The organism is Pseudaminobacter soli (ex Li et al. 2025) (genome assembly GCF_029892515.1).
GTDB lineage: Bacteria > Pseudomonadota > Alphaproteobacteria > Rhizobiales > Rhizobiaceae > Pseudaminobacter > Pseudaminobacter soli_A.
In genome coordinates this window covers 295902-321708 of the sequence record NZ_JARXVF010000004.1, presented here as the reverse complement: position 1 = coordinate 321708, position 25807 = coordinate 295902, and the positions used below count along the sequence as shown (strand labels likewise).

22 protein-coding genes are annotated in these 25807 nt (G+C 60.7%); 9 read left to right on the top strand and 13 right to left on the bottom strand.

The annotated features are described in order from the left end of the window. Nucleotides 1–24: 24 nt before the first annotated feature. The 13 genes from M2281_RS19055 to M2281_RS18995 all read right to left on the bottom strand — a co-directional run bounded on the left by M2281_RS19055 (nucleotide 25) and on the right by M2281_RS18995 (nucleotide 14299). Nucleotides 25–1362: an NAD(P)/FAD-dependent oxidoreductase gene (locus M2281_RS19055; protein ID WP_280822756.1), complete on the bottom strand. Its 1338-nt coding sequence runs from the start codon at nucleotides 1360–1362 to the stop codon at nucleotides 25–27. Next, the gene (locus M2281_RS19050; protein WP_280822755.1) at nucleotides 1362–1982 is read right to left on the bottom strand and encodes a helix-turn-helix domain-containing protein; all 621 of its coding nucleotides are present in this window, start codon (nucleotides 1980–1982) and stop codon (nucleotides 1362–1364) included. The genes M2281_RS19055 and M2281_RS19050 overlap by 1 nt, the downstream gene beginning before the upstream one ends. A gap of 44 nt (nucleotides 1983–2026) precedes the next feature. Continuing rightward, complete coding sequence (locus tag M2281_RS19045; RefSeq protein WP_280822754.1) at nucleotides 2027–3181, bottom strand: NAD(P)/FAD-dependent oxidoreductase; 1155 nt, start codon at nucleotides 3179–3181, stop codon at nucleotides 2027–2029. Next, entirely contained in the window at nucleotides 3178–4635 is a 1458-nt protein-coding gene (locus tag M2281_RS19040; RefSeq protein ID WP_280822753.1) for a 2Fe-2S iron-sulfur cluster-binding protein, read from the bottom strand. Before M2281_RS19040 ends, M2281_RS19045 begins: the two co-directional genes overlap by 4 nt. 29 nt (nucleotides 4636–4664) lie before the next feature. Continuing rightward, nucleotides 4665–6155, bottom strand: coding sequence for an aldehyde dehydrogenase (locus M2281_RS19035; protein WP_280822752.1), 1491 nt, complete (start codon nucleotides 6153–6155; stop codon nucleotides 4665–4667). 72 nt (nucleotides 6156–6227) lie between these two features. After that, a complete protein-coding gene (locus tag M2281_RS19030; RefSeq protein WP_280822751.1) occupies nucleotides 6228–7334 on the bottom strand; it encodes an ABC transporter ATP-binding protein in 1107 nt (368 codons plus the stop codon). Further along, nucleotides 7334–8152, bottom strand: coding sequence for an ABC transporter permease (locus tag M2281_RS19025; RefSeq protein WP_280822750.1), 819 nt, complete (start codon nucleotides 8150–8152; stop codon nucleotides 7334–7336). The genes M2281_RS19030 and M2281_RS19025 overlap by 1 nt, the downstream gene beginning before the upstream one ends. Next, nucleotides 8113–9129 carry an ABC transporter permease gene (locus M2281_RS19020; RefSeq protein WP_280822749.1) on the bottom strand — a complete coding sequence of 339 codons (1017 nt, stop codon included), beginning with the start codon at nucleotides 9127–9129 and terminating at the stop codon, nucleotides 8113–8115. Before M2281_RS19020 ends, M2281_RS19025 begins: the two co-directional genes overlap by 40 nt. Then, nucleotides 9083–10093, bottom strand: coding sequence for an ABC transporter substrate-binding protein (locus M2281_RS19015; protein WP_280822748.1), 1011 nt, complete (start codon nucleotides 10091–10093; stop codon nucleotides 9083–9085). The genes M2281_RS19020 and M2281_RS19015 overlap by 47 nt, the downstream gene beginning before the upstream one ends. Before the next feature lie 136 nt (nucleotides 10094–10229). After that, nucleotides 10230–11315, bottom strand: a complete 1086-nt coding sequence (locus tag M2281_RS19010; RefSeq protein ID WP_280822747.1) for an ABC transporter ATP-binding protein — start codon at nucleotides 11313–11315, stop codon at nucleotides 10230–10232. A gap of 169 nt (nucleotides 11316–11484) precedes the next feature. Next, nucleotides 11485–12561 carry an ABC transporter substrate-binding protein gene (locus tag M2281_RS19005; RefSeq protein ID WP_280822746.1) on the bottom strand — a complete coding sequence of 359 codons (1077 nt, stop codon included), beginning with the start codon at nucleotides 12559–12561 and terminating at the stop codon, nucleotides 11485–11487. Between the two features lie 23 nt (nucleotides 12562–12584). Beyond that, nucleotides 12585–13424 (bottom strand): ABC transporter permease, encoded by an 840-nt coding sequence (locus M2281_RS19000; RefSeq protein ID WP_280822745.1) that lies wholly within the window; start codon nucleotides 13422–13424, stop codon nucleotides 12585–12587. After that, the gene (locus M2281_RS18995; RefSeq protein ID WP_280822744.1) at nucleotides 13421–14299 is read right to left on the bottom strand and encodes an ABC transporter permease; all 879 of its coding nucleotides are present in this window, start codon (nucleotides 14297–14299) and stop codon (nucleotides 13421–13423) included. The genes M2281_RS19000 and M2281_RS18995 overlap by 4 nt, the downstream gene beginning before the upstream one ends. A gap of 459 nt (nucleotides 14300–14758) precedes the next feature. Here M2281_RS18995 and M2281_RS18990 point away from each other — a divergent pair, with 459 nt between their 5' ends. From M2281_RS18990 to M2281_RS18950, 9 genes are all read left to right on the top strand, one after another. After that, complete coding sequence (locus tag M2281_RS18990; protein ID WP_280822743.1) at nucleotides 14759–15670, top strand: LysR family transcriptional regulator; 912 nt, start codon at nucleotides 14759–14761, stop codon at nucleotides 15668–15670. A gap of 270 nt (nucleotides 15671–15940) precedes the next feature. Next, complete coding sequence (locus M2281_RS18985) at nucleotides 15941–16918, top strand: ABC transporter permease (protein WP_280822742.1); 978 nt, start codon at nucleotides 15941–15943, stop codon at nucleotides 16916–16918. Nucleotides 16919–16970: 52 nt separating this feature from the next. Then, a complete protein-coding gene (locus tag M2281_RS18980; RefSeq protein ID WP_280822741.1) occupies nucleotides 16971–17990 on the top strand; it encodes a sugar ABC transporter substrate-binding protein in 1020 nt (339 codons plus the stop codon). Between the two features lie 73 nt (nucleotides 17991–18063). Next, nucleotides 18064–20187 carry an ABC transporter permease gene (locus M2281_RS18975; protein ID WP_280822740.1) on the top strand — a complete coding sequence of 708 codons (2124 nt, stop codon included), beginning with the start codon at nucleotides 18064–18066 and terminating at the stop codon, nucleotides 20185–20187. Beyond that, entirely contained in the window at nucleotides 20184–21251 is a 1068-nt protein-coding gene (locus M2281_RS18970; RefSeq protein ID WP_280822739.1) for a hypothetical protein, read from the top strand. The genes M2281_RS18975 and M2281_RS18970 overlap by 4 nt, the downstream gene beginning before the upstream one ends. Next, nucleotides 21251–22759, top strand: coding sequence for a sugar ABC transporter ATP-binding protein (locus tag M2281_RS18965; protein ID WP_280822848.1), 1509 nt, complete (start codon nucleotides 21251–21253; stop codon nucleotides 22757–22759). The genes M2281_RS18970 and M2281_RS18965 overlap by 1 nt, the downstream gene beginning before the upstream one ends. 36 nt (nucleotides 22760–22795) lie before the next feature. After that, nucleotides 22796–23650 carry a branched-chain amino acid aminotransferase gene (locus tag M2281_RS18960; RefSeq protein WP_425537750.1) on the top strand — a complete coding sequence of 285 codons (855 nt, stop codon included), beginning with the start codon at nucleotides 22796–22798 and terminating at the stop codon, nucleotides 23648–23650. 13 nt (nucleotides 23651–23663) lie between these two features. Continuing rightward, on the top strand, nucleotides 23664–24074 hold the full coding sequence (locus M2281_RS18955; protein WP_280822738.1) for a carboxymuconolactone decarboxylase family protein: 411 nt from the start codon (nucleotides 23664–23666) through the stop codon (nucleotides 24072–24074). A 9-nt stretch (nucleotides 24075–24083) separates the two neighbouring features. Then, nucleotides 24084–25055, top strand: coding sequence for a quinone oxidoreductase family protein (locus M2281_RS18950; RefSeq protein WP_280822737.1), 972 nt, complete (start codon nucleotides 24084–24086; stop codon nucleotides 25053–25055). The last annotated feature ends 752 nt before the right edge of the window (nucleotides 25056–25807 follow it).

The following is a 25807-nucleotide window of genomic DNA, read 5'->3' as shown; positions in this document are numbered from 1 at the left end:
GATATTTTGCTGCCGCTGGCGGGATTATTTGGAGGCCAAGCCAAGGCTGTCCTTTAGCCAATACCAGCGAATGCCGAGCCCCATGACAGGGCGGCGTATTGGATGCCAGGGAATGGGTTTGATTGAACTGCGTGGATAGATGGCAGGAATCGAGCGGGCAATCTCTTCGGCCATCATGCGACCGAAGGTCGTGGCAAGAGCTATCCCCCGACCATTGTAGGCAAGCATGCAGTAGAGGTTTGGTTCGGGCTCGTGCAGGTGGGGCAGTCCGTCCATCGAAAGGGCCACGTGACCAGACCAGCGGTGAACGATCTTGACACGTTCAAGGTCGGGAAAAAGGCGCAGCATGCCTCTTTCAAGGGCAGCCATGAGACTTGGGTCCTCGCCATTGCCAACTGCCCCGCGACCACCGATCATGAAGCCGCCCTCAGGCGTCTGGCGCATGTAGAAGGCCAGTTTGCGCGTCTCCGAAAGCACCACGCCGCCGGGCATGACCCTGCGGGCGAGATCAGCCGGCAACGGCTCCGTTGCCAATTGCATGCTCTGGACCGGAAGCACGGTCTGGGCGAGTTTCGGCACCAGGTCGCCTGTATAGCCGTTCGTCGCTACGATGACTTTGCGCGCACGCAGTTTGCCGGCTGCGGTCCCGAGCTGCCATCCGCTGTCTCGCTTGGTAAGCGAGGTGACGCGGCTTTTCTCAAAGACCCGTGCGCCGGCCTTGATTGCGGCACGCGTCAGCCCGCGTAGATAGTCGAGTGGCTGGATAGCTCCAGCGCGCGGATCGCGCCAGCCGCCGAAATAACGGGTCGTGCCGGTGCTGGTGGCGATGCCGTCGCGGTCGAGCACCTCGACTTCCACGCCTTGCTTCCGCCATTCGCCGGCGCGTCTCAATACTGCCTCAAGTGCAATGGGGGAGTGGGCTGCCTGTATCCAGCCCGCTCGCACCGGATTGCAGCGGATGCCGTGTCGCTCGATCAACTCAAAGACGTAGTCCGCCGCCCCGCCCGCCAGTTCGATAAGCCTCTGTCCTTTCTCAGGGCCGTATTTGGCCACGAGGTCGGACGGATCGTACTTGAGACCGGGAATGACCTGGCCGCCATTGCGTCCGGACGCGCCGAAGCCGATGTGGCGCGCTTCAAGGACGGCGACGCTGAGACCGGCCTCGGCCAGGTGCAGCGCCGAGGAGATGCCGGTGATCCCGCCACCAACGATAGCGACGTCGACGTCCAGATCGCCTTCAACGGGCGGCAAATTGCATGCAGGCTCCTTGCTTTCCCCCCACCAGAGCGACCGGGGGAAGCTTTCCAAGCTACTGTTCACGCAGAACTCTCCTGTTGAGTTTTCGACGACGCCTGCGGCCATCAGCTCATACTGTTGACCCAGAACACCACGGCCTCGGCGTCACCGTTATTGAAGAAGCGGTGCCGCAAGGAACTGGGAAATGCGAAGCAATCCCCCTGGTTGAGCAGGAAGGTGCGGCCTTCGATCTGCAGCGAGAAACTGCCTTGCAGAACGAAACCCATCTCTTCGCCATTGTGGGCGTAGCTCTCGTCACCCGAGGAACCGCCAGCCTTGATGGTGACGCGGTAGCCCTTGTAGCGATCCTGTCCGCTTGGTGTCGAAAGAAGCTTGATGACACCGTTGGCATTGAGGACTTCGCGGTGCAGGCTGGCACGGGAAATGTAAGGGCTTTCGGCGCCGGCGGCTTGCGTGCCTTCGGGGTCAATGATCCCCGCAGGCGAGATTTCCAGCACGCTGGCAATTGAATAGACAGTGCGGATCGTCGGCGAGACGATGCCACGCTCGACCTGCGAAAGCGAACCGATGGAAATGCCGGTCTGCTGGGATACCTGGCCAAGGGTCATCCCGCGCGCAACCCGTGCCTCGCGCAAGCGCGTACCGATGGAATCGGCTTGTGCGAGATTGATGGTCTTGGCGCCTTTCCTGCGACGGGAGGCGGTGTCAGTGTCATTCACTGGCATATGCTACTCCGGTAGGCAAAAGAATGCGGGGCGGTCAATACGTCTCATGCCATTACTATCCCAGCCTCGATGATCGGTCCGGTCGTTTCAAACCTGTTCAGAGCGAACGGTTTTAACCGGTGATCTATTTGGCCAGTCTTGATGGCTTGTGCCAAGAGCTTTCCGGCTGCCGGAGCGCCGGCAAAGCCATATGACCAGCCTGCCGAGAACCAGAAGTCTTGCAGTTCGGGGTGCTCGCCCATCAGCGGCGCGAAATCAGAAGAGGCATGAAGCTGACCTGCCCAGTGGCGTAGAATACGCACTTCGCCGAGTTGCGGGAACATCTCCAGATAGATCTTGGCCATGCTTGCCATCACCGGCACATCGGCCTTGAGCGACATACGCGGCCGCTCGGGCACCTCGGTGCCGCCCATGATTTCGCCGCGAGAGGTCTGGTGGAAATAGGCAAGGCTGTCGATGAGCGCGATGGCGGGTTTTATCAACGGGCGCGTCGGCTCCAAGGCCATGGCCTCGATGCGCATGCCGAAACCGTTCAGTTCTACTCCGGCCAGGGCGGCGATATCGGGGTTGTTGGGGCCGGCACAGGCGAGAACGCAATCGGCGTCGATGCGATGGTCGCCGACCATGACTGCGGAAATACGATCGCCCGTGCGCTCGAGCCCGGTCACCTTGGTGCGATAGCGAACGTCGACACCGTTGCGCTTGCAGAAGGCAAGAAGTCCCTTCATCACGGCATGGTGCGGAGCGACGCCGCCGTCGGGCTGGTGCTGTACGGCGTGTACCCGCGACTTGTTGATCGCTGGCAGCAGGTCGTTGATCTCAGCGCGGGTCAGCATGCGGCTGTTGACGCCGAGGCTCCTCTGTACGCGCAGGCCTTCTTCCAGCATCGCCGCGCTCTTTTCCTTCTCGGCTACGACCGAATAGCCGCGCTGGGTGAACATGATGTTCTCGCCCAGGCGTTTCGACCAGGTGCCCCATTCAGCGACGGTGAGCTTGAACAATTCGGTCCAGGCGACAGAGGCGAAGCCGGGGCGGATTAGGGTGCCATTGCGACCAGAGGCGCCGCCTTGCCAGTAGCCCACGTCGAGGACGAGGATATTGCGCTGGCCCAGTTCGGCCAGGTTGAAGGCGCAGGACAGGCCCTGCACCCCGCCGCCGATGATCACTACGGAGGCACGCTTGGGAAGTGGCGCGTTCATGTGTCTGGCTCCACGATGGCGACCAACCCGGCGGCTTGGGCTACGGTGATGGCGCGCCGGGGCGGGCGATGGGTCGGGCGGGCAAATTCGTCGGGCAAGCCATCGACGCGGGCAGCCAGAACAGCCAGCATGCTTTCCCAGCAGGGGAAGCCCTGGCAGGTGCCCATGCCGCAGGAGGTGAGGCGCTTCAAAACCTCGGGGTCGGTCTCGCCGGCATCGACATGGCAATAGAGTTCGCCCGCCGTGACGTCCATGCAAGGGCAGATCAGGGTGTCGTGATGCAGATGTTTCGCGGCCGGAATGGGCTCGCTGCCTTCGGCTGCGATACCGGCAAGCGTTACGGTCTGCGGCAATGGCTCGGCCAAGACCTGATAATGGCCCTCGGCCGAAACCTGGAAGGCAAGGCTCGGATCGGTGCGCCAGGGGCCGGCGTGAACCAGCGCGTCGCAAGCGATATTCTGTTCGGCCAGGATGCCGATTACGCGCTTTCGGCCTCTGATCTCTTTCAGATGTGCAGCCTTGCCCGTGTAGACGACGTTGGCGCCGAGCGCCTTGAGGCGGGCTGCGAGCGCGGTTTCGGCTCCGGTGCCGATCACCGCGATGCGCGCGCCCGGCAACACGCCGTGCGTGTCAACCAGTTCCAGTGCTGCATGGGCGTCGAGGACGCCCGGCAACTGGTTGCCCTTGACCAGCGGCGGCATCGAACGGCGACCGGTGGCCAGCACAGCCGATTTTGGCCAAAAGGCCACCGCACCTGCCCGGTGATCGTGGGGAGCACCCACCATGATGGCGCCGCCTCGGTAGCAGCCAAACAGTTCCGTGCCGGCAAAGAGCTGCACGCGCGGGTCGAGCGCGGGCACAGCAACGCCCATCGACCGTGCGAACCGCGCCAGCTCGTTTCCGCGCGTGACAAGTGCCGCGCTCTGCCCGCCTTGGACACGGGCATTGGCCTCCGCGATCCCAGCCGGTCCGCCTCCGACGACGAGACAATCGACCTCGGCACCGCGACCGGGAATTTCCTGCGGGTTGAGGTCGGCATCGGCCGGGCGAGCGACCCCTGCGAGATTGGCCATGATGCGCTCGGCCACCCGATAGCCAAGACCGGAGGCAGGCATCATCGCACCATGTTCAAAGCCACCATAGACCGCCTTCGCCGGAAGAAGCTGAGCGAGCTTCAGCAAGTCGAACCGAGGCGACGGCCAGGTGTTCTGCATCTCGACCTCGAGCCCGGCACGTGCAGGCGTGAGATCGAGCCTGACATTCGGCCGTCCATCGACACGTGCCAGCACTCCGGTAAGATAGGCGCCACTGTAACCCAGCCTCCGGTGCAGCTTGCGCGAGCGGGCAATTGTAGTGATGCCGGCGCGCCAGAGCGCGGCGGCAACGCTCTCGCCGTCACGGGCAGGAATGTCCCGCCCGTTCCAACGGATGGTGATGTCGGGTGCCTGCGTCATAGGATCAGTCCTTCCAAGGCCGAGGTCGCTCAGGAAAGGGCGAACCAGGTGGTTTTCAGGTCGCTGTACTTGTCGAAGGCGTGGATCGACTTATCGCGCCCAAAGCCCGACTGCTTGAAGCCGCCGAATGGGGTCGTGATGTCGCCCGCCTCATAGGCATTGATCCAGACCACGCCGGCCTTGAGCGCTGCGGAAGCCTTGAAGGCCTTGTTCAGGTCCGAGGTCCAGACGGCGGCGGCAAGGCCGTAGACCGTATCGTTGCCGATCGCGATGGCTTCGTCGAGGTCCTTCACCGTGATGGCTGAGACGACCGGCCCGAAGATCTCCTCGCGGGCTATGGTCATCTGGTTGGTGACGTTCTCGAACATAGTGGGTTCGACAAAGCAGCCCTCCTTGCCTGCGATGCGCTTGCCGCCGAAGCGCAGGGTGGCTCCATCCTGCTTGCCGGTCTCTACATAGGAAAGGACGCGATCCATCTGCTTTGTGTCGACCACCGGACCCATCTGGGTTTCAGGGTCGAGCGGGTCACCGACGCGAATGGTCTTCACGAAACACTCGAACTTTTCGAAGAAGGCATCCTTGATGCTCTCTTCGACCAGGAGCCGCGAGCCAGCCGAGCAGATCTCGCCGGCATTGTAGAAGATGCCCCAGGCCGAAGCCTCGACTGCGCGATCGAGATCCGGACAGTCGGCCAGAACGATGTTGGGCGATTTGCCGCCGCATTCGAGGCTAATGCGCTTGAGGTTCGAGCGCCCGGAATAGGTCATGAAATATTTGCCGACTTCGGTCGAGCCGGTGAAGGCAACAGCATCGACGTCCATGTGCAGGCCGAGGGCCTGACCGGCGGTCTCGCCATAGCCGGGGAGCACGTTCAGGACGCCCTCGGGGATGCCGGCCTCGATGGCAAGCTCCGCGATGCGAATGCCGGTGAGCGGCGACTGCTCAGCAGGCTTCAGGATCACCGAGTTGCCGGCGGCCATGATCGGCGCGATCTTCCAGCAGGTCATCAGCAGCGGGAAGTTCCACGGCACGACGGCGGCGACCACGCCGATCGGTTCACGGCGGATCATGGCTACTGTGCTCGACGCAGTGGGCGCGACCTCGTCATAGACCTTGTCGATCAGTTCGCCGAACCAGCGCAGGCAATTTGCAGAGGCCGGTACATCGTCGTGGTAAGTGTTGGCGATGGGCTTGCCGGCATCGAGGGTCTCCAGAAGGGCCAGCTCATCACGATGCTGAAGGATCAGCTCAGCAAACCGGACAAGGCGCAGCTTGCGTTCCTTGGGTGCCATGCGCGACCAGTGGCCGGCCTCGAAGACGGCACGGGAATTTGCCACGGCGCGGTTGACGTCCTCCAAGTCGCAGGAGGCGATCTCGCCAAGCGAAAGCATGGTGGCCGGATTGATCTTGGCGAAGGTCTTGCCGGAGGCTGCCGGGACATATTTGCCGGCAATGAAGGCGCGACCTTCCGGGCGGATAAGTGCGGCCTTCTCGGTCCATTGCGCTTTGCTTAGGGTCATTTCAGGTCTCTCAATCGATAGGGCGGCCGAAGTTTCGCAGCGTGCAGAAACGTCAGTTCTGCCGCGGGAGGATCACTTTGCGATGATGACGATGTCTTCGGCGTCCCAGCCGACTGTCACGCGGTCACCGGGACGGAGGTCCTCGATCACGGCCACGTCTCGGCTACGCAGGTTTACCTTGGTGCCGTCGGTGAACCTGACCACAAGGCGGTATTCGACGCCGAGGTAGATCTTGTCCTCAACGATGCCTTGGGCCCCATTCGAACGCTCGGCACTGGACTGGGCGAGGGAGATGCGTTCCGGGCGCAGGACAAGGCAGAGACCTTGTCCTGCTGCCAGATGCGCCACGCGCGGATCGGATTTGGGCAGGGCAGCGCGCCAGGCCGCGCCTTCCAAGAGGCAGGTTTCGTGCTCGATACGGGCGCGGCCATGCAACAGGTTCGCTTCACCGATGAAATCGGCGACGAATTCCGAATTCGGGCGTGTGTAGAGTTCCTGAGGCGTACCGATCTGCGCCAGCCTACCGTCCTTGAAGATGGCGATGCGATCGCTCATCACCAGAGCTTCTTCCTGATCATGTGTCACTGAGACGACGGTTGCGCCGACCTGCTTGGCGATGTGCATGATTTCGATCTGCATCTGGCTGCGCAACTTCTTGTCGAGTGCTGCCATGGGCTCGTCGAGCAGAACGATGTCGGGCTTGAAGACCAGTGCACGCGCCAACGCTACGCGTTGTTGCTGGCCGCCTGACATCTGGCGCGGATATCGGCGGGCGCAATGGGCAAGGCCTACGGTCTCGAGCATCTCCATGCTTCGCTTCACGCGTTCGGCGCGCTTGATGCCGCGCGTCTCAAGCGGATAGCCGACATTTTCGAGCACGGTCATGTGCGGGAAAAGCGCGTAATCCTGAAACATCATGCCGATGTTGCGCCTTTGGGGCGGAACACCCGTCATGTCGCGCCCATCGATGAAGAGGCGGCCCTCGCTCGGCTGAATAAAGCCGGCGATCGCCCTGAGCGAAGTGGTCTTCCCCGAGCCCGAAGGCCCGAGCATCGTCAGGAACTCACCCTTCTGCAGTTCGAAGGAGACGTCATCGAGCGCGCGTACCTCTCCGTAGAATTTGGAGACGCGCTCAAGTTTCATTGCCGCCCCGGCGACGTGAGAAGAAGCGGAGGACATTATTTCGACTCCTTGAACTTGTAAGACAGAAGCACCCCGATAGTCGAAAGCAGGATGAGAACTGTCCCGACCGCAGCCGTTGCGGGGTCAAGATTGGCGCGAACCTGATTCCAGATCATGATTGGAACAGTTCGCGTGGACGAATCGGCCAGGAAGATTGCGATTACGACTTCATCCCACGACGTGATGAAGGAGAACACCGCTCCGGAAATTACTCCAGGCAGGATGAGCGGGAGAGTTACTCGACGGAAGGTGAGCCAGTGCCCGGCACCAAGACCCGCGCTGGCCAGGGCGAGCGAAGGGTTAACCATCCTGACGCTCGCCAACACGGAAACGATGACGAACGGGATGGCCAATACGGTGTGCGCAATGATCATCCCGACATGGGTCGCGGCCAAGCCCCAGCGGGCGAAAACCATGTACATGCCGACCGCAAGAACGATGACGGGAGTGACCATTGGGCTCAGAAGGAGGCCGATCACTACGGTCTTGCCCGGAAAATCGTGCGCATGCAGTGTAAGTGCGGCGGCGGTGCCAAGAATTGTGGCCAAGATTGCCGTGGCAACGGCAACGACGAGACTGTTGACCAAGGCAATCTGCCAGTCGGCTGCAGCCAGAATCTTTCCATACCAGTCGAAGGTGAAGCCGACAGGAGGAAATTCGAGGGTCGAGGTGGTGGTGAAAGACATCGGCACGATCACCAATGTCGGCGCCAGCAGGAAGAAGGCCGTCAGGGATACGAAGATCCAAAGAAAAGCCTTGCGCAGCAGATCCGAGCTCATGCCGCCTCCTTCCTGATTTGGCGGCGACGCACCCATTCCCGGATGCCGCCAAAGAGGCCGAAGGCGATGGCAGTGAGGACCATGAGCACGACGGCGAGGGCGGCGCCGAGACCAAAGTTCAGCTGTTCGCTAAACTGCCCGGCAATCATCTGGGCAATCATCATACCGCGGGGACTGCCGAGAAGGGCAGGCGTAATGTAGAAGCCGAGAGAAAGCGTAAAGGTTAGAATGCACGCAGCCAGAACGCCCGGCAGCGAAAGCGGGAAATAGACCCGGGCAAATCCGCGCAACCACGACGCGCCGCAGATGGCCGAGGCTTCCATCAGGCGCAGATCGATTTTCTTCATGACGGTGTATAGGGGCAAGACGGCATAGGGCAGCAGGATATGCACCATGCCGATGACCACGCCTGAGGGCGTGCGGATCAGGCGCAAAGGTTTGTCGATCAGGCCCAAGGACAGCAGGAGACTGTTCACTAGGCCGCTGTTCTGCAGGAGCACGATCCAGGAGAAACTGCGCAGAAGCAGGCTCACCCAGAATGGGATGAGCAGGGCGACCGTCAACACCAGAAGAACACCCTTGCCAGCCTGTGCCATTGCGTAAGCGTAGGGATAGGCCACCAAGACCGTGATGAGCATCACAATGCCCGAGACGCGAAACGTTTCACCGATGACGCGCAGGAATACGGGCGTGGTGAAGATTTGCTCGTAGAATTGAAAGCTGCCGTCCGGCAGGGAGATCGCCACCAGCTTCATCAAAGGAAAGACGAAGAAAAGCGCGAGAAAAAGAACGGCGGGCGCAAGCAGCCAGATGCCGACAGGCACACGCGACAAGAGTGCGGCCTTTCCCCGGCCCGCTGAGGCGGGAGGATCGAAAGTTGCTACGTTCATTCCCGGAATCTTTCGCCATGTCTTACCCGCCCGGGAACCGGGCGGGTAACGGTCAATGAGAAGAGAGAGCCGGCGCTTACTGCAGCAGCCATTCCTGGAAGCGCAGGTCCACCTTGGAGCCATTCTGGGCCCACCAGTTTGCATCCATCAGAACACGGTTTCCGAGGTGATCGGTGGGCAGATTGCCCTTGAACGTGTCGAGCACACCGTCCACTGCATGCTTGTTCGAGGGGCCGTAAGGCATATAGGCGGTGAACGCGATTTGCTGAGCCGGCTCAGTGAAGAAATTGATCGCCTTCATCGCCGCTTCCTTGTTCTTGGTGCCCTTGGGAACGATCCAATATCCGGTCTGCGACGTCCAATTGGTCCAATCGATCTTGATACCCTTTTCCGCACCGCTCAGTGCACGGCTCACCCAGACCAGCCCCATGCTGGCCTCGCCGCTCGAAAGCAGCTGCTCGGATTGTGCGCCGGTTTCCCACCAGACGATCTCGTCCTTGATCGTGTCGAGCTTTTTGAGCGCCCGTTCGACGTCGATCGGATAGAGGTCTTCGGGCTTCACGCCATCGGCAAGCAGAGCTGCCTCGAAGATTCCGGAGGCAGCGTATTTCCAGACGGCGCGCATGCCGGGGAACTTCTTGGTGTCGAAGAAGTCCGCGAAGCCGTTTGGCGCCTGATCGCCATACTCCTTGGCGTTGTAGGCCAGCACGGTGCCCTCGATGTCGGCGGCGACACGGTAGGTGCCGGCCGCGCCCTCGATGAATTTGGAGCGGTCGATGATGCTGTAGTCGATCGGCTCAAGCCATTCGGCATCGCTGTCGAGGCCGAAGCTGTCATCGCTCACCATGACATCCAGCGTGACGGTGCCGGTTTCGACCATGGCCTTGAGCTTGGCATTGCTGGTGGAGCTGTCCTGCACGATCTTGATGTCGGGGTGGGCAGCCATGAACGGATCGAAATAGGCTTTCGTCTGCGCCTCTTGATAGCCGCCGCCATAGCTCGACACGGTGATCGACGAATCTGCGGCCGCAACGCCCCCACTGATAATCGTCAGGCCCACAGCCGCGGACAATAGAGTTCTACGCATTCCAAACCTCCTCCAAATCGGAAAAATCTGGAAGCTGAAGATCATTATCCTCGCAGCGAGTCAATCAGAATTTCATAATTACGAAATTCGAGTGGATGTTGTGCATAATCGTGAAATATTCAGCCCACCCATAACGTCAGGCTTTCAGCACGACAGAATTGGCGCCTGGGCGCTGCCGCACATGCACGATGTCGCCGATGTCGAAGGCGGTCTCCGCGGCCTGGCGTGAGGCGTCGATGATTACAGGCGCGCCGGAGATCAGCTGCGCATGCATTCTCAAAGTCCGGCCATGGAACACGACGCTCTCGATCTTTGCCGGGACGGTGGCGAGGCCGGCCGAAGGGGTTGCAACAAGATCCTCCGGGCGGACTCCGATGGTATGTGCCCGGCCATCGGCCGAAACCTCGTTCTGATCGGCGGAAAGTTCCAGCGGCAGGTCGCCGGACATGTAGCGCAAGGTCGCACCGTCGCGTCCGACAAGGCGGGCTTCGAGAAGGTTCATCGTGCCGATGAAGCCGGCGACGAACTTGGTGGCTGGGCGGTCGTACAACAGCGCCGGTGACGCGACCTGTTCGATGCGCCCCTTGTTCATGACGACGATGCGGTTTGAAATCGATAGCGCCTCTGTCTGGTCATGTGTGACCATGACGAACGTCATGCCGAGGCTCGACTGGAGGCGCTTCAACTCCATCTGCATGTGCTCGCGCAGATGCGCGTCGAGCGCCGATAGCGGTTCGTCGAGCAGCAGGATGCGGGGCTTGCAGACGATGGCGCGGGCCAGTGCCACGCGCTGGCGCTGGCCACCTGAAAGCTCCGCCACGCGTGCCGAGATCTTCTCGCCAAGACCGACCATGTCGAGTGCGGTTGCCACCTGCTTTCTTTGAGCCGCCGCGGGAACTTTTCGCAACGACAGACCAAAGCCGACATTTTCGGCGACATTCATGTGCGGAAACAGCGCGTAGTCCTGGAAAACGGTGTTCACCGGCCGATCGAACGGTCGCAGTGCGGTGATGTCGCGGCCGTCCAGAAAGATTCGCCCAGACGTGGGCGTTTCGAATCCGGCTGTCACCCTCAGGCTCGTCGTCTTGCCGCAACCGGAAGGCCCGAGCAGGCTGAGAAATTCGCCCGGCGCAACCTCGAGGTCCATGGCGTCCAGCCCAACAACCCCGCCCGGAAAACGTTTTGAAACCGCTTCCAACCGAAGCAGCACCTCATTCGGCATTCTCGATCTCCGAAGTTCCTGGACCTCGGCCGCGCCAGCTGCAGCGGCGATGTCCGAAGACGAGCCCTGCCACCCAAATGGCAGCGTCAGTCTGTTGCATCGTCAATTTGGATCTAGGTGGCTTGAAGGGATGCATTGCGCGGCCGGGCGCCGCGCAATGCGCTGAGTGTCAGCCGCCTGCCTTGACGCGCTCGAACATCTTGGCCAGATCGTCGTTCTGCTTCATCGGCGCTGTGAAGACGGTCGTCTTCAGCATTGCGTCGGGGTCGGCCGGCAGCTGGAGCTTGTCCAGTTCCTCTTTCGGCACTGTGGCGAAGGCCGTGCTGGTGGAACTGCCATAGCCGTAGTTCTCTATCAGATATTTGCCGGACTCAGCCTCCAGGCGGCTGTTGATGAAGTCGTAGGCGAGATCGACATTCTTGGCATCCTTCAGGAGCACATAGCCGCAGGACCAGGTGAGCATGCCTTCCTTCGGCTTCATGAACTCGACCGGAACGCCTTGCTTCTTCAGCGTCGTCGCCGACGCATTCCAGGTCATGGCTGCGACGAGCGCACCGCTGGCCAGCGACTGCTCAATCGATGTCATGTCCGTGGTGTAGGCGGAAAGCAGCGGCCGTTGCTCGCGCAGCTTTTCGGCAACCTTGTCCATCTCTTCAGGCGTCATGTCGAACGGATTCACGCCCGCAAGGAGTGCGGCAACCACGGGGGTATCATGAACCGCGTCGATGGTTGCGAGGCGCCCGGCGTAATGCTTGTCCCACAGCAGGTTCCAGCTGGGTTCGGGATTGGATACGAGATCGGTGCGATAGAGGATCGACGTGTTGCCCCAGTCCCACGGAACCATCCAGACCTTGCCGTCTCCGGCCTGAAGATCCGGCAGGTTCTTGAGCACCGGGAAGATCGAGTCCCAGTTCTTGATGCGCTTTGTATCGATCGGCTGCAGCAGCCCTTCCTTGTTCCAGCGGGCGACCTTGTCGTAGCAGGGATGTGCGATATCCGGACGGAAGCCCGCCTTGACCTTGGTGAATGCGTCATCGTCGTCGCCGAACATCGTGAACTCGACGCTGTCAGGATGCTGGGCCAGGAAGCTCTGATTGAATTCCGGTAGTTCGTAGCCGGACCACGTGAAATACTGCAGCTTGTCTCCCGCCGATGCCGGCACGGCAAAGGAGGCAGCAAGCAGTGCCAGGCCGGCAATGCGCGAGGCCCTACCCAAGCGATATCTGGGTGCTCTTTCGGATGTCATGGTGTTCCCCTTCATGTTGCTTGTTATGTGAATGATCCGGCCGACAGCGGCCGTGAGGTTGTCTGGGACAGGCCTCTCCGGCGCAGGAGCTCGGCCAATCCCGCAATTACGATCGATACCGTCAGGATCACTGTGCCCAGCGCCATGACGGTGGGCAGTGATTTCGGAAAGCGAAGCTGGCTCCAGATGTAGAGTGGCAGCGTGGGCTCCGTGCCTGCCAGGAAGAACGCGACGATGAATTCGTCAAAGGATGTCAGGAATGCCAGCATGAAGGCAGAACCGATGGCCGGCAGGCTGAGCGGCAGCATCACGCGCCGGAATGTCAACCAGTCCGAGGCCCCAAGGTCCAGAGCAGCTTCGGCCATGCTCCTGGGGATGGACGCAAAGCGACCGCGCATTACAAGGACCGTGGTGGGAAGCGCCACCAGGACATGACCGAGCACGATCGCCAGCCGAGAGGGCCCTAGTCCCGACAGATTGACCAGGATCAGCAACGATATGCCGACGATCACGCCTGGTATCAAAAACGGCAGCCGAGAAATGGCCGATATGGCCCACGCAAGCGGTGAGCGGCCGTAAATCTCCATATAGGCAATGGTTATGCCGCAGAGGGTCGCGCCCGCTGCTGCCGCTAAGCCGACCATGAGGCTGCTGAGCAGAGCACCCGAAAGCGCTGAGTTGCCGGTGAGCGTTCCGTACCAGCCCAGCGTAAATCCCTGCAGCGGAAAGGCTGCCTGAATGGAGTCGTTGAAGGAAAACAGCGGGATCAGTGCGACCGGCAAATACAGGAAAACGAGATAGGCGACGACATAGGCGCCCAGCCAGCTTCCTCCCGTGTCGGGTCTGTTTGCCACTGTGCTCATGCGCGCCTCCCGAGACGGGTGTCGGAAGTGCGCACGATCAGGACCAGCGTCAGGATGACCAGCATGACCGCCACCGACAAAGCAGCACCAAAGGGCCAGTCATTGGCCTTGCCGAACTGCGCCTGGATCATCGACCCGATCATCGTGCTCGAGGGTCCGCCGACCAGTGCCGGCGTGACATAGTCTCCGACCGTCGGCACGAAGACCACAAGAGCGGCGGCCATCACGCCTGGCATGGCGTTTGGCAGTATGACGCGCCGGAACGTCGTCCATGACTTAGCGCCGAGATCGGCGGCCGCCTCAATCAGCGATTTGGGGATCGTCTCGAGCGCCACATAGATCGGCAGGATGGCGAAGGGCGCGTAGGCATGGGCCAATGTCACCACCACCGCTGCCGGAGTGTTCAGGAACGCCAGCGTCGGCTCCGAAAGAAGCCCGCTGCCGACCAGCGCCGAGTTCAGGACACCGTTGTAGGCGAGCACTACCTTCCAGGCAAAAACGCGCAGCAGATAGCTGGTCCAAAACGGCAGCGTCACCAAGAACAGGATCAGACCGCGACGGCGACCGGCATGAAAGGCGAGATAGTAGGCCACCGGAAACGCGGTAACGACCGTTGCCATCGTAACGAGACCTGCGATGACAAGAGAGCGCAGCATCACGGACCAGTTGAGCTGGTCGAAGATCACGGCCTCGAAATTCCGCAGGGTGAAACCTGCGCCAAGCAGCGATCCATCGTTTGCCCTGAACGCCAGAAAGACAACTAGGGCCAGCGCAAAAAGGATCAGTAGAAAGGTGACGATCACTCCTGGTGCAAGCATCCCGGCTCGAAATGCCAGCGGCGCACGCGTGGGAGGCTTGGCGCCGACTTCAATCATGTGCTCGCCCCTCCACTAAAAAAGAATTTAAGTGATCATTTTTCAATTACATGAAAACGTCAAGGGATCTATTTCAGATTAATGAAGGTAAGACGTCGCGCCGAATTGCCAAGACGAGAACGGCCAGATCGCCGTTGACTAGTACGACGCGCACCTGCGCATGACACTTGTCGCAGGTGCGTAGCAAGTCTGCGAGGTAGCCCGTCTTCGGAGCTCTCAATTGCCGTCACATCTTTCGCACCCCCCCATCGATTGGTCGAAGCGCTATTCGCGCGTGATGCACGAACTACTGCTCAGCTTCGTGAAGGCATCCATTCCTTTCAGGTCATGCGAGTTGGGATCGAGCGCCATCAGGGACATAAACCCCGGCTCTGACTTGCTATCGACGCAAACGGCTATACTCTCGCGGCCCGCTCCCCCGCAGTTTCCATTTGCGGGTTTGCGCAGGAGGTTGGCTTTTTGGATATCCGCAACTTCAACGGTTTTATTGCCGCAGCTGAGTTGATGAACTTCACGCTGGCGGCGCAACGGCTGAATATCACCCAATCGGCACTGTCGCGCCAGATCAAAGGCCTCGAAGACTATCTAGGTGTGGAACTGTTTGAGAAGAGCGGTCGGAATGTGCGCTTGACGGCCCATGGCGACGCTCTCTTGGACAAGATAAATGACGTGGTCGTTGCGGACAAAAGCTTGCGGGTTCTAGCCGACAATTTGGGGAGTGGCGAGAGCGGCGTGCTCAAACTGGGGGCCTGTTCGCAGCTCATTGAGCGCTACTTGCCAACATTTCTGAAGAAATGGACAGGGGAAAATCCCGGCGTCAGCATCCGCATAGAAGATGGCGGCGGCCCCGAACTCGCTGGAAAGTTGCGCGCCGGCTCTGTGCATTTGACGATCAGCGCCCGCCCCATGTCCCCCATAGACCCTTTCGAAACGGTCTCGCTAGGCCGGCTAGGCTTCCTCGCGGTGGCGACCGAGGAATTTCTCTCAAATGAAACGTCTCCCGTGGAGATGGCTGACCTGCTGCATCTGCCAATCCTGACGCTCAATCAGCGTCATGCGTCGCGCGAAGTATTCGACGCCGCCTGCAAGCTGGCGGGAACGGCACCGACCATTGTACTTGAAAGCTATTCGCCGCATACGCTCTTCGCTATGGCTGAAGGCGGGATCGGCGTGGCGGTCGTGCCTTCTTCGGCAGTGAAATTCGGGCCGCCGCTTGTCGGCCGATCTATCACGTTGAAGGGGCAGACGGTTCATTTCGACATCTGTGCCATGTGGAGTTATGCAGCCCCTCTGCCAGATTACGGCGTGCGTTTCGTACAGGCGTTGAAAGACCACATCGTTGCCGAGAACTTGCAAGATGCATTGTGGTGATGCGAGAGGCAGATTCAGGTTCATTCTTGAAACTGCCGCCAGGCCTCGGTCTGTCGCTTCACCGTTAGCGACCACGATACCTATTGCCTCCGTCGTACGGCGTTCATTCTAGCCCCAATGATCCGTTGGAGCATTGTGACGGATATCTATTCCAATATCGCATCGATAATTGGCAAAACTATTCATTGGACGAATTGATTTTGCTGCTGTTACCTTCGACTTTCGAACCGCAAGCGCGAAGATACGCGTAAGGTCGAAGGGGGAGCGAACATGCAGAAATCCGGCTGGGGCTTTCTAAATCAAGAACGGATCATTTTGGCGCTCGCCGCCGCCCTGTTCGTCGCTGCCGCCATTGGCCTGCCGGGGTTCCTGGGGCCGGACAATTTGATCGCCATCGTGCGCTCCGTCTCCGTTCTGGGCATCCTTGCATTGGGCATGGCCATCGTCATCATCGGGCGCGGCATCGATCTGTCGACCGTCGCCGTCATGGCCATGTCGGTCGCCTGGTACTTGCAACTGCTTGGCGAGGGATCTCCGGACGGCACCGCGCTCGCCTTCGTCCTGGCAGGCGTCGTGGGCATCGGCCTTCTCAACGGGTTCCTGGTTGCCTATGCGGACGTCCCCGCGATCTTCGTGACGCTGGCGAGCGGGTCGTTCGTGTTCGGCTATGTCCGCTCGCAACTGATCACGCAGGACGCGGTACCTGTTCCTTCAGATCACTGGCTGGAGGTCTTCGGTGGGCTGCGCTATTTCGACATTCCCGTCGAGGTCTTCATCTTTGCGGCCCTGAGCCTCGGGATCTTCGCTTTCCTGCGTTTCACCAAATGGGGCCGTTACGTCTATTACGCTGGCGACAACCCTATTGCGGCGCGCAATTCGGGCATTCCGGTGCGTCCGATGCTGGTCCTGCGCTATGTATTGTCGGCGCTCATTGCCTTTGTCGCGGGACTTCTGACAGCCGCTAGTCTCCATTCCATCAACACGCGCGTCGTCAACTCGACACTTCTATACGACATCGTTCTGGTGGCGGTCATCGGCGGCATCGGCCTGTCCGGCGGCAAGGGGGGAGTGCGCAATGTGTTGGTGGGTGCTGCGCTGATCGGCATCCTGCTTAACGCGATGACCATTCTGGACATCCCGCTACTTTATCAAAACCTCATCAAGTCCAGCATCTTGCTGGCGGCGATCGTCATCGACGGCGTCATCAACCCACGCGACGAACAGACGGCGCAACAGGGCGACATTTAGCCAAATTTCAGAACCGGCCTGCAAAGCGCCGGACGAGAGGAGAAGGGAAATCATGAATTTCTTCAGGAAAATTCTGGCCGCAACGGCCATTCTGTCCACAGCGCTGGTGGCGCAGGTGGCGCACGCCGCCGAGGATCCGGGACCGGCGGCCTACGAAAACGCCCTCAAGGGCAAGCGCGTTCTGCTTGTTCCGATGACAATGGGCTTCGATCTGGCGCAGGGCTGGGCCGCCTATCTCAAGCGCGAGGTCGAAGGTTTCGGCGGCGTTTTCGAGACGCGGGACCCAAATTGGAGCGCCGAAGCCGGGGCACAGGCGATCACCGAAGCGATCTCTTCCGACACCAAGCCGGACGTGCTGGTCGTGCAGTCGCCGGACATGAATTCCTACGCCAAACTGTTCAAGAAGGCGCAGGCGGCGGGTATCTACGTGATCACCATCGACAATCCGGTTAACTACGCGACTGACGCCTTTATCGGTTCGGACTGGGATCGTCTCGGACAGCTTGAGGCCGAGGCGGTGATCAAGGGCTGCGGTCCGAATTCGTCGAAAAAGATCGCGCTCATTCAAGGTGATCAAGTCAACGCGTCGAGCCTCTATCAATATGCGGGCGTGATGAAGGTTCTGGAAAAGAACCCGGATTTCCAGGTCGTGGCCAAGCCCGATTCCAACTGGGACGCCACCACGGCGCGCAACGCCGCCACGACGATCCTGCAGCAGCATCCTGACATTTGCGGCATCGTCGATTTCTGGGACGGAGATGCGACCGGGACGGCGGCGGCGATCCGCGACGCCAAGCTCCAGGACAAGGTGCATCTGGTCACCACCGGGGGTGGCGAAAAGACTGCGGATTGCGACCGACTCGAAGACGGAACCTATGGCGCGGTGGTAATGACGGATCTCGCCCGGCAGTCTGGCGACATCAACGCGATCATCAAGTTCCTGCTGCAGAGCGGCCAGCCGGCTGGAACCTCGCACACCTATATCTACACGCTCGAAAAGGCGACCACCAAGGCAGACCTGACGCCGGCGAGCTGCTGGGACGTGAAGGCCCTACAGGCGCAGGCCCAGTAAGCCACGCTCCCGCCCCTGAGCAAGTGACCGCGCGGCTCGCGGTCACTTGTCGCATTTGTTTTCGGAAAGCTTCATGTCGTTACGCGAACGTATCCATGCCTGGCGTTACAATGCGGTCCCCGATCACCTGATCGGCGAAGTCCTGACCAAGCGATGGACGGACAACGCCATTCCCTTCGCCGTGCTAATGGCGACGATCGCGATTTTCGGCTCCGCCGTCTCGGGCTTCTTCAAGGTGTCGTCCCTTCAGGAATCCACGCGGCAACTGGGCGAGTTCTCGCTGGTGGTCACGGGGCTGACAGTGGTGATGCTGGGCGGCGGCATTGACCTTTCGGTCGGGTCGATCTTTGCGCTCTCCGCCTTTTCCGCCGTGGCGACGTTCTTCATCTTTGAACAGCCGGTCTGGTTGGCCTTACTCGCATCCATCGCCACGGGCATGTTCTGTGGCGCGATCAACGGCTATCTGATCGGCTATCTGCGTCTGCGTGCCTTCATCACCACGCTGGTGACCTTCATCATCGGGCGGGCGATCTATGACATTCTGGTGGTGAATTTCGCCGCTCAGGTACAGACGTCGGCCGCATCCTCCGATGTTTGGGATTTCATTGGAGACGAGACGGTTTTCGGCCTTTCCGTTTCCGTCCTGGCGGCGATCTTGGTCGCGATCGTCACGCATGTCGCCCTGACACGCTCCCGTCCTGGCTGGCACGTTCTTGCCGTGGGCGGTTCGCGGCGCTCCGCCCACAACGCCGGCATAAGGGTGCGCCGGACGGTCTTTTTCACCTATGTTTTCTCCGGCCTCTGTTCGTCCATCGCGGGCTTCCTGATCGCCTGCCGTCTGAGCGGCGTCGGTCCCGGTACGGGCCTCAACCTTGAAATTCTGGCGCTTACTGCAGCGGTCGTTGGCGGCAACAGCCTCGGCGGCGGTCGTGGCTCGGTGGTCAAGGGTGTGATGGGGGCCATCATCGTTCTCGTCATGACCAACGGATTGATCCGGCTCGGCTACGGCACGGGCACCACGCAGCTTGTTCTGGGCGTCATGCTTGCGGTGGCCGTCACCGTTGACATTCGCTGGCTAAAGAACCGGCATAAGGTTCTCAACGAAGTCTATGTCGCGCCGGTCTATCTCAAGATGGGCGAGACGCAGTCCGCTGCGCCGGGGTCCGGCACACCCTACGAACTCGACGATCGCCTGTCCGAAACCGATCATATCGGGCTCGGCGAGTTGGAAGGGCCGGAGGACGTCATCCTCGATCGCGACGACAACCTCTATTGCGGAACGCGCCACGGTGAAATCGTTCGCTTCTTCGCGCCCGACTACAAACGTTCAGAGGTTTTCGCGCATGTCGGCGGCTTCCCCCTGGGGCTTGCCTTCGACCGCGACGGCAATCTGATCTCCTGCGTGGGCGCGATGGGGCTCTATTCCATTTCGCCGCAGCGCGAGGTCAAAAAGCTCTCTGCCGAAACGGCGCGCTCGTGGACTTCCATTGTCGACGACGCGCGTCTGCGTGACCCCAATGACTGCGACATCGCGCCAGACGGGCGCATCTATTTCACGGATTCCACCAAGCGTTACGACGCTCACGACTGGGCGCTGGATTCCATCGAAAACCGTCCGACCGGACGCCTGCTTGTCTACGATCCGAAGGACGGATCAACCAAAACGCTGCTTGACGGCTATCGCTATACCAACGGCGTCTGCATGGCGCATGACGGCAAGTCGCTGTTTTTCGCCGAAAGCTGGGCTTGCCGAGTGCATCGCTATTGGCTGGAGGGCCCGAAGGCGGGAACAGCCGAATGCGTCATAAAGGACATGCCCGGCTACCCAGACAATATCAACCGCGCCTCCGACGGCACGTATTGGATGGCGTGGCTTGGCATGCGTACGCCGAGCTTCGACCTTTCGCTGCGTCACCCGGACATGCGCAAGCGCATGACGCGCCGTCTGCCGCAGGACGAATGGCTGTTCCCCAACATCAATACGGGGGGCGTAGTGAAGTTCGATGAGAACGGCAGGATCATCGACACGCTGGGCGATCTTTGCGGCGTGTCGCATCCCATGGTGACCTCGATGCGAGAGCACAAGGGCCATCTCTTCGTGGGCGGGATCCTCAATAACCGCATCGGCCGCTACAAGATCGCGGGAGCGGATCCGGACTGGACTAGCCCTGTCTCCTATTGGGGGGAAAAGCGATGATCTTCGATCCAATCCTCGATCTCTTCCGCAGCAAGGCCGTCACCATACCGCCGCTCGACGGCGCGTTCCGGCCAAACACGCTGCTGGACGACGCCGGCGTCTTTGCCGATCTGGGCGAAGCCGACAATCTGGTGGCTTTCGGCGGAAAGCTTATCGCCAGCAGCGGCAATGCGATTTACAGCTTCGCGGCGGGGCGCGAGCAGGAGATGGTTGCGCGTTTTCCCGCGCCCGTGACGGCACTGGCGCTGGATCCGGCGGGCAAACTGGCCGTGGCGCTCGAAACGGGAAAGCTATTCGTTGACGGCGTGGAGCAAACCTTGCCTGTCGGGGTGGGCTGCATCAGCGCGCTGGCCTTCGCGGCCGACGGGACACTGTGGCTCGCTAACGGGTCCGCCGATTATTCCATGGCGAACTGGTCCTCCGACCTGATGCGGCATGGCGCGTCGGGCTCGATCTGGAAGCGCCCCCCCGGCGGAGCGCAGTTCTCGCAGGCCGCTTCCGGACTGGCCTTTCCCTATGGATTGCTGCCGGTGGATGGCGGCGTCATCTTCAGCGAAAGCTGGAAGCATCGTTTGGTCCGTCTCGACGGCGCAAACGGCGCGCGACGGATCGTTGCTGACAAGCTTCCGGGCTATCCAGCGCGGCTTTCGCCCGCTCCTGGCGGCGGCGCATGGCTGGCGTTCTTTGCGCCGCGCAATCGCCTGATCGAGCTTGTTTTGCAGGAAACCCATTATCGTATTGATATGATCGAGCAGGTGCCGCGTGAATTCTGGATCGCGCCTGCTCTTTCCTCGAGCCGCAGTTTTCTGGAGCCGTTGCAATGCGGCGGCATCAAGACGATGGGTGTGCACAAGCCCTGGTCGCCCAGCCGCTCCTATGGGCTGGCGGTGCGGTTGGACGAGAATCTCCAGCCCCTTTTCAGCTATCACAGTCGGGCGAATGGCCATCGGCACGGCACCTGCAGCGCCGTCGAGCTGAACGGCCGGCTGCTGGTCGCCAGCAGGGGCGGCGATTGCATCGTCGACGCAGGGTCCGCCGACATCGCGCAGCAAAAGGTGCATTGATGGTTCAAGCTGACGACGTCATTGTCGAAATGAGTGGCGTCACAAAGGAATATCGTGGCGTGCCGGCGGTCAGGAACGTGGATTTCCGTCTTGGGCGCGGAGAAATCCATTCCCTGCTCGGCGAGAACGGGGCTGGCAAGTCGACGCTGACGAAAATGATCGCGGGCGTGGTCGAGCCCACCGCCGGATCCATCACCCATAAGGGAAAAAGCGTCCGTTTTTCCTCGCCGAACGAGGCGCTGGAAGCTGGCATCGCGATGGTTTTTCAGGAAACCAGCCTCGTGCCGTCCATGACGGTCGCGCAGAACCTCTATCTTGGGTCGGAGAAATTTCTCAACCGGTTGCGGGGAACCTATATTTCCGCGCAGCAATTCTTGCAGTCGTTGAACTTTTCCGTCGATCCGACGGCGATGGTGGAGACGCTGGGTGCTGCGAAGAAGCAGATGGTCGAGATCGCGCGCGCCGTGCATCACAACGCCGAAGTTATCATCTTCGACGAGCCCACGGCGACGCTCACGCCCGAAGAAAAGCGCCATTTCTTTGCGCTGGTCCGGCGTTTGAAGGCGAGGGGCGTCTCTATCGTGTTCATCAGCCACGCGCTTGAGGAAGCGCTGACGATATCAGACAGGATCACGATCCTGCGGGACGGCGAGTTGGTAGCCAGCGGCCCTGTAGCGGATTTCGACCGCGAAAAAATCGTCGCGGCGATGGTCGGGCGCTCCCTTTCGGCGGAGCTTTATCGTGAGCGCGATCCGTCGCGCCTGCGCAAGCCCGGCAAGAAGATCTTGTCCGTGCAGGACATTTCCATGGGGAATATGGTCCGCAACAATTCCTTCTCTATCTTTGAAGGACAGATCACGGGCGTGTTCGGGTTGATCGGCTCGGGCCGCACCGAGACGTTCAAGGTTGTTTCCGGCATCTACAAACGGGATTTCCTGCGCGGCGGAACGATTGAACTCGACGACAAGCCGGTGCGCTACTACGTGCCGCGCGAGGCGGTGAAATCCGGCATCATCTACATCACCGAAGACCGGAAGAGCGAAGGGTTCTTCGAAACCATGTCGATTGCTGAAAATCTGTTTTCAGGGCTTCTGGCTGCGGACAGGGAGAAATCCAGCATCGTCAGCATGAAGGAGATGCACGATCTTTCAGCCGAGTGGATCAAGCGGCTGAACATCCGCGCCATCAACAACAACGCCCGCGTTGTGGAGCTTTCGGGCGGCAATCAACAGAAGGTGGTCATCGGCAAGGGGCTGGTGCAGAAACCGCGCATTGTCATTTTCGACGAACCGACGCGAGGCGTCGACGTCGGCGCCATTGCAGAAATCCACCAGCTTATCAATCAGCTGGCGGACGCCGGTCTGGCGGTGGTGGTGATCTCCTCCTACCTGCCGGAGATCATGAACCTCTCCGACCGGATCCTGGTGAGCCGGCAGGGACGCATAGTCGAGGAGTTCTCGCCCGCCGAGGCGACGGAAGAAAAAATCATGTATGCGGCGGTGCACTGAAAACGTGCATGGCCGGAAGTAAAGAAAGGTAGAGAAGTGGCCGACAAGGGACAGATCTGGACATACTACAAGGGCGAATGGCGCGAGGGTGACGTGCGCATTCTGGGCGCGGCCTCGCATGCGACCTGGCTTGGGTCCCTGGTCTTCGACGGTGCGCGCCTGTTCGAAGGCGTCACCCCCGATCTCGACCTGCATTCGGCGCGTGCAAACGCATCCGCCCGCGCCCTTGGTCTGGAGCCAATCCTGTCCGCCGGCGACATCGAGGCGCTGGCGCGCGAGGGCTTGAAGAAATTCGCTCCCGGAACCGACGTCTATATCCGCCCGATGTACTGGGCCGAGGACGGCGATACCAGCACCGTTGCGCCGCTAGCGTCTTCCACCGACTTCGCGCTGTGCCTCGAAGCCATCCCCATGGTCGAGCCCAAGGGCTTTACCATCACCACAACCTCCTTCCGTCGGCCTTACCTCGAGGTGATGCCCGTCAACGCCAAGGCAGCCTGCCTTTATCCGAATAATGCCCGCATGCTGCGCGAGGCCAAGGCCAAGGGCTTTCACAACGCGCTCGTCACCGACGTGCTCGGCAATGTGGCCGAAACCGCGACCTCGAATATCTTCATGGTTCGCGGTGGTGAGGTGCTGACGCCCGTTCCAAATGGCAGTTTCCTCAACGGGATCACGCGCCAGCGTGTCATCAAGCTTCTGCGCGCAGCTGGCGTCACGGTCCACGAAACGACGCTGACGGTGGAGGATTTCCGTGAGGCTGACGAAATCTTCTCAACGGGGAATATGAGCAAGGTCGTTCCGGTGATCGGCTTTGACGATGGGGCGCTCGAATACGGTCCGTTCACGCGCCGTGCCCGCGCGCTCTACTGGGAATGGGCGCACGCCTAAAGGAGGGAATGCCATGGCTACTGTGAAACTCTGGAGCGACGCTGACGTCGAGACCAACCCGGCGGTGAAGGCGGTGTTCGACGACATCCGCGCGACCCGGAAGTCGGATTTCGTCAATAATTTCTGGCGCGGTCTGGCCAATGATCCCGTCAATCTGAAGCGCGTCTGGGAACAGCTCAAGGCGGTGATGGTCGCCCCCGGAGCGCTTGATCCGCTGGTGCGGGAGATGATCTACATCGCCGTTTCGACGGCCAATGGCTGCCAGTATTGCGTTCACTCGCATACGGCCGCTGCTCGCGCCAAGGGCATGAGCGATGCGCAACATGCTGAGCTTCTGGCGGTAATCGGACTGGCGGCGCAGACGAACCATATCGTCACCGCCTTGCAGATTCCGGTCGATCCGGAATTCGATGTCAATAGCTGAGTAAACGTCATGAGCAAAGCGTTCGTTGCCAGCCAACCGGGCGGGCCGGAGACACTCGTCTGGACGGACATCGACACGCCGCCTCCAGCGCCGGGCGAGGTGCGGGTGAGGCACACGGCCATAGGCGTCAATTTCATCGACGTGTATTTCCGCAGCGGGCTCTATCCCTGGCCTGAATCGACGATGATCCCGGGGGCGGAAGCCGCCGGCGTCGTCGAGGCGCTCGGCGAGGGGGTAAGTAATTTCGCCTCGGGCGACCGCGTGGCCTACGTCATGCGACACGGTGCCTACCGGGATGAGCGCAATGTTCCCGCATCGCAGCTCGTCCGCATTCCGGAGGCCCTCAGTGACGCGGTGGCGGCAAGCGTCATGCTGAAAGGCCTCACCACCCAATATCTCGTGACGTCGTCCTATGCGGTGAAGCCCGGCGATACGGTGCTGGTTCATGCGGCGGCGGGCGGGGTCGGGCTGCTGCTGGGCCAGTGGCTGAAGGCTTTGGGCGCGGTCGCGATCGGAACCGCCGGTTCGGCCGAAAAAGTCGCTCTCGCGCTGCAACACGGCTACAGTCAGGTCATCAACTATCGCGAACAGGATTTCGTGGCCGAGGTGCGGGCACTGACGCAAGGCGAGGGCTGCGCCGTCGTCTACGACAGCGTCGGAAACGACACCTGGCGCGGTTCGCTTCAATGTCTCCAGCGCTTTGGCATGTTCGTGAATTTCGGCCAATCGTCCGGCCCGATACAGGGTTTTGCGCTGTCCGATCTTGCGAAGGGTTCCCTATCGGCGAACAGACCGATGCTGTTCGACTACATCGCTACGCGCGGCGATCTTGAGAGGCGTTCGGCGGAGCTGTTCCAGCGTATACTGGCTGGGGACGTTCGCACGGACCGCATCACCCAGCGTCCTCTTGCCGATGTTGCTGACGTTCACCGCGATCTGGAAGCGCGCAAGACGACCGGCTCGATCGTCTTGGTTCCCTGAACAGTCCTCATGGCCTAATGCCCAAGCATCGAACATGCGGGGAACCCCGCATGTTCGGTGCTTGCTTCAGGGCCGACGCGTGGGCCCGGTTTTGCGTAGAATGTTACCAATTTTGCAGATGGAGCAACTTTTGACAGGGTCGATTTAGGAAAGCGTGATTTTCAACGCGCACGTTGATATTGCGGAACTTGGATGCCTTGCACCGAGCAAGAACCGGGAGGCTATGGTGACGGCATGAAGGGAAAAGCGGCGTATCGTGAGGGTGATTGCGCCGCAGCAGTTCCGGCCAGAGCGGGTCTAAAGCGAAGGCAGTAGATGGTCAGGCTCAGTATGGGCGCGGGCCCCAAGCAAGCCATTCGGTCGTCTCGACGCTGCTCTTCTCTACGGCTCTGACCTCGGGTCTCACCGCTCCGTCCCGAGGCGGGGACGCTGACTATGAATGAATATTGATACGTGACGTCATTGGAATTGGGCGGAGACGGCTCGTTGGAGCCAGCCGCCATGCGGGCACAGGGGCACGTTCACATTGTTGTTGTTTGTGGCGGGGATTTTTCGCCGGATCTCGGGTCAGCATTCCAGGTATCTTGTGGTCGAGACCGCTAGCGCCGGTTCGAGGTGGCTCGAGGCGGCGTGTGGTCTCATGCGGCTTGGCCTTTTCGTCGCCGGTTTGCTGCTCGGCATGGCCGCCACGGCGAATGCCTGTGACGTCACCACCGGGTCAAACAGCGCAACGGTTACATTATCGGGCGTCC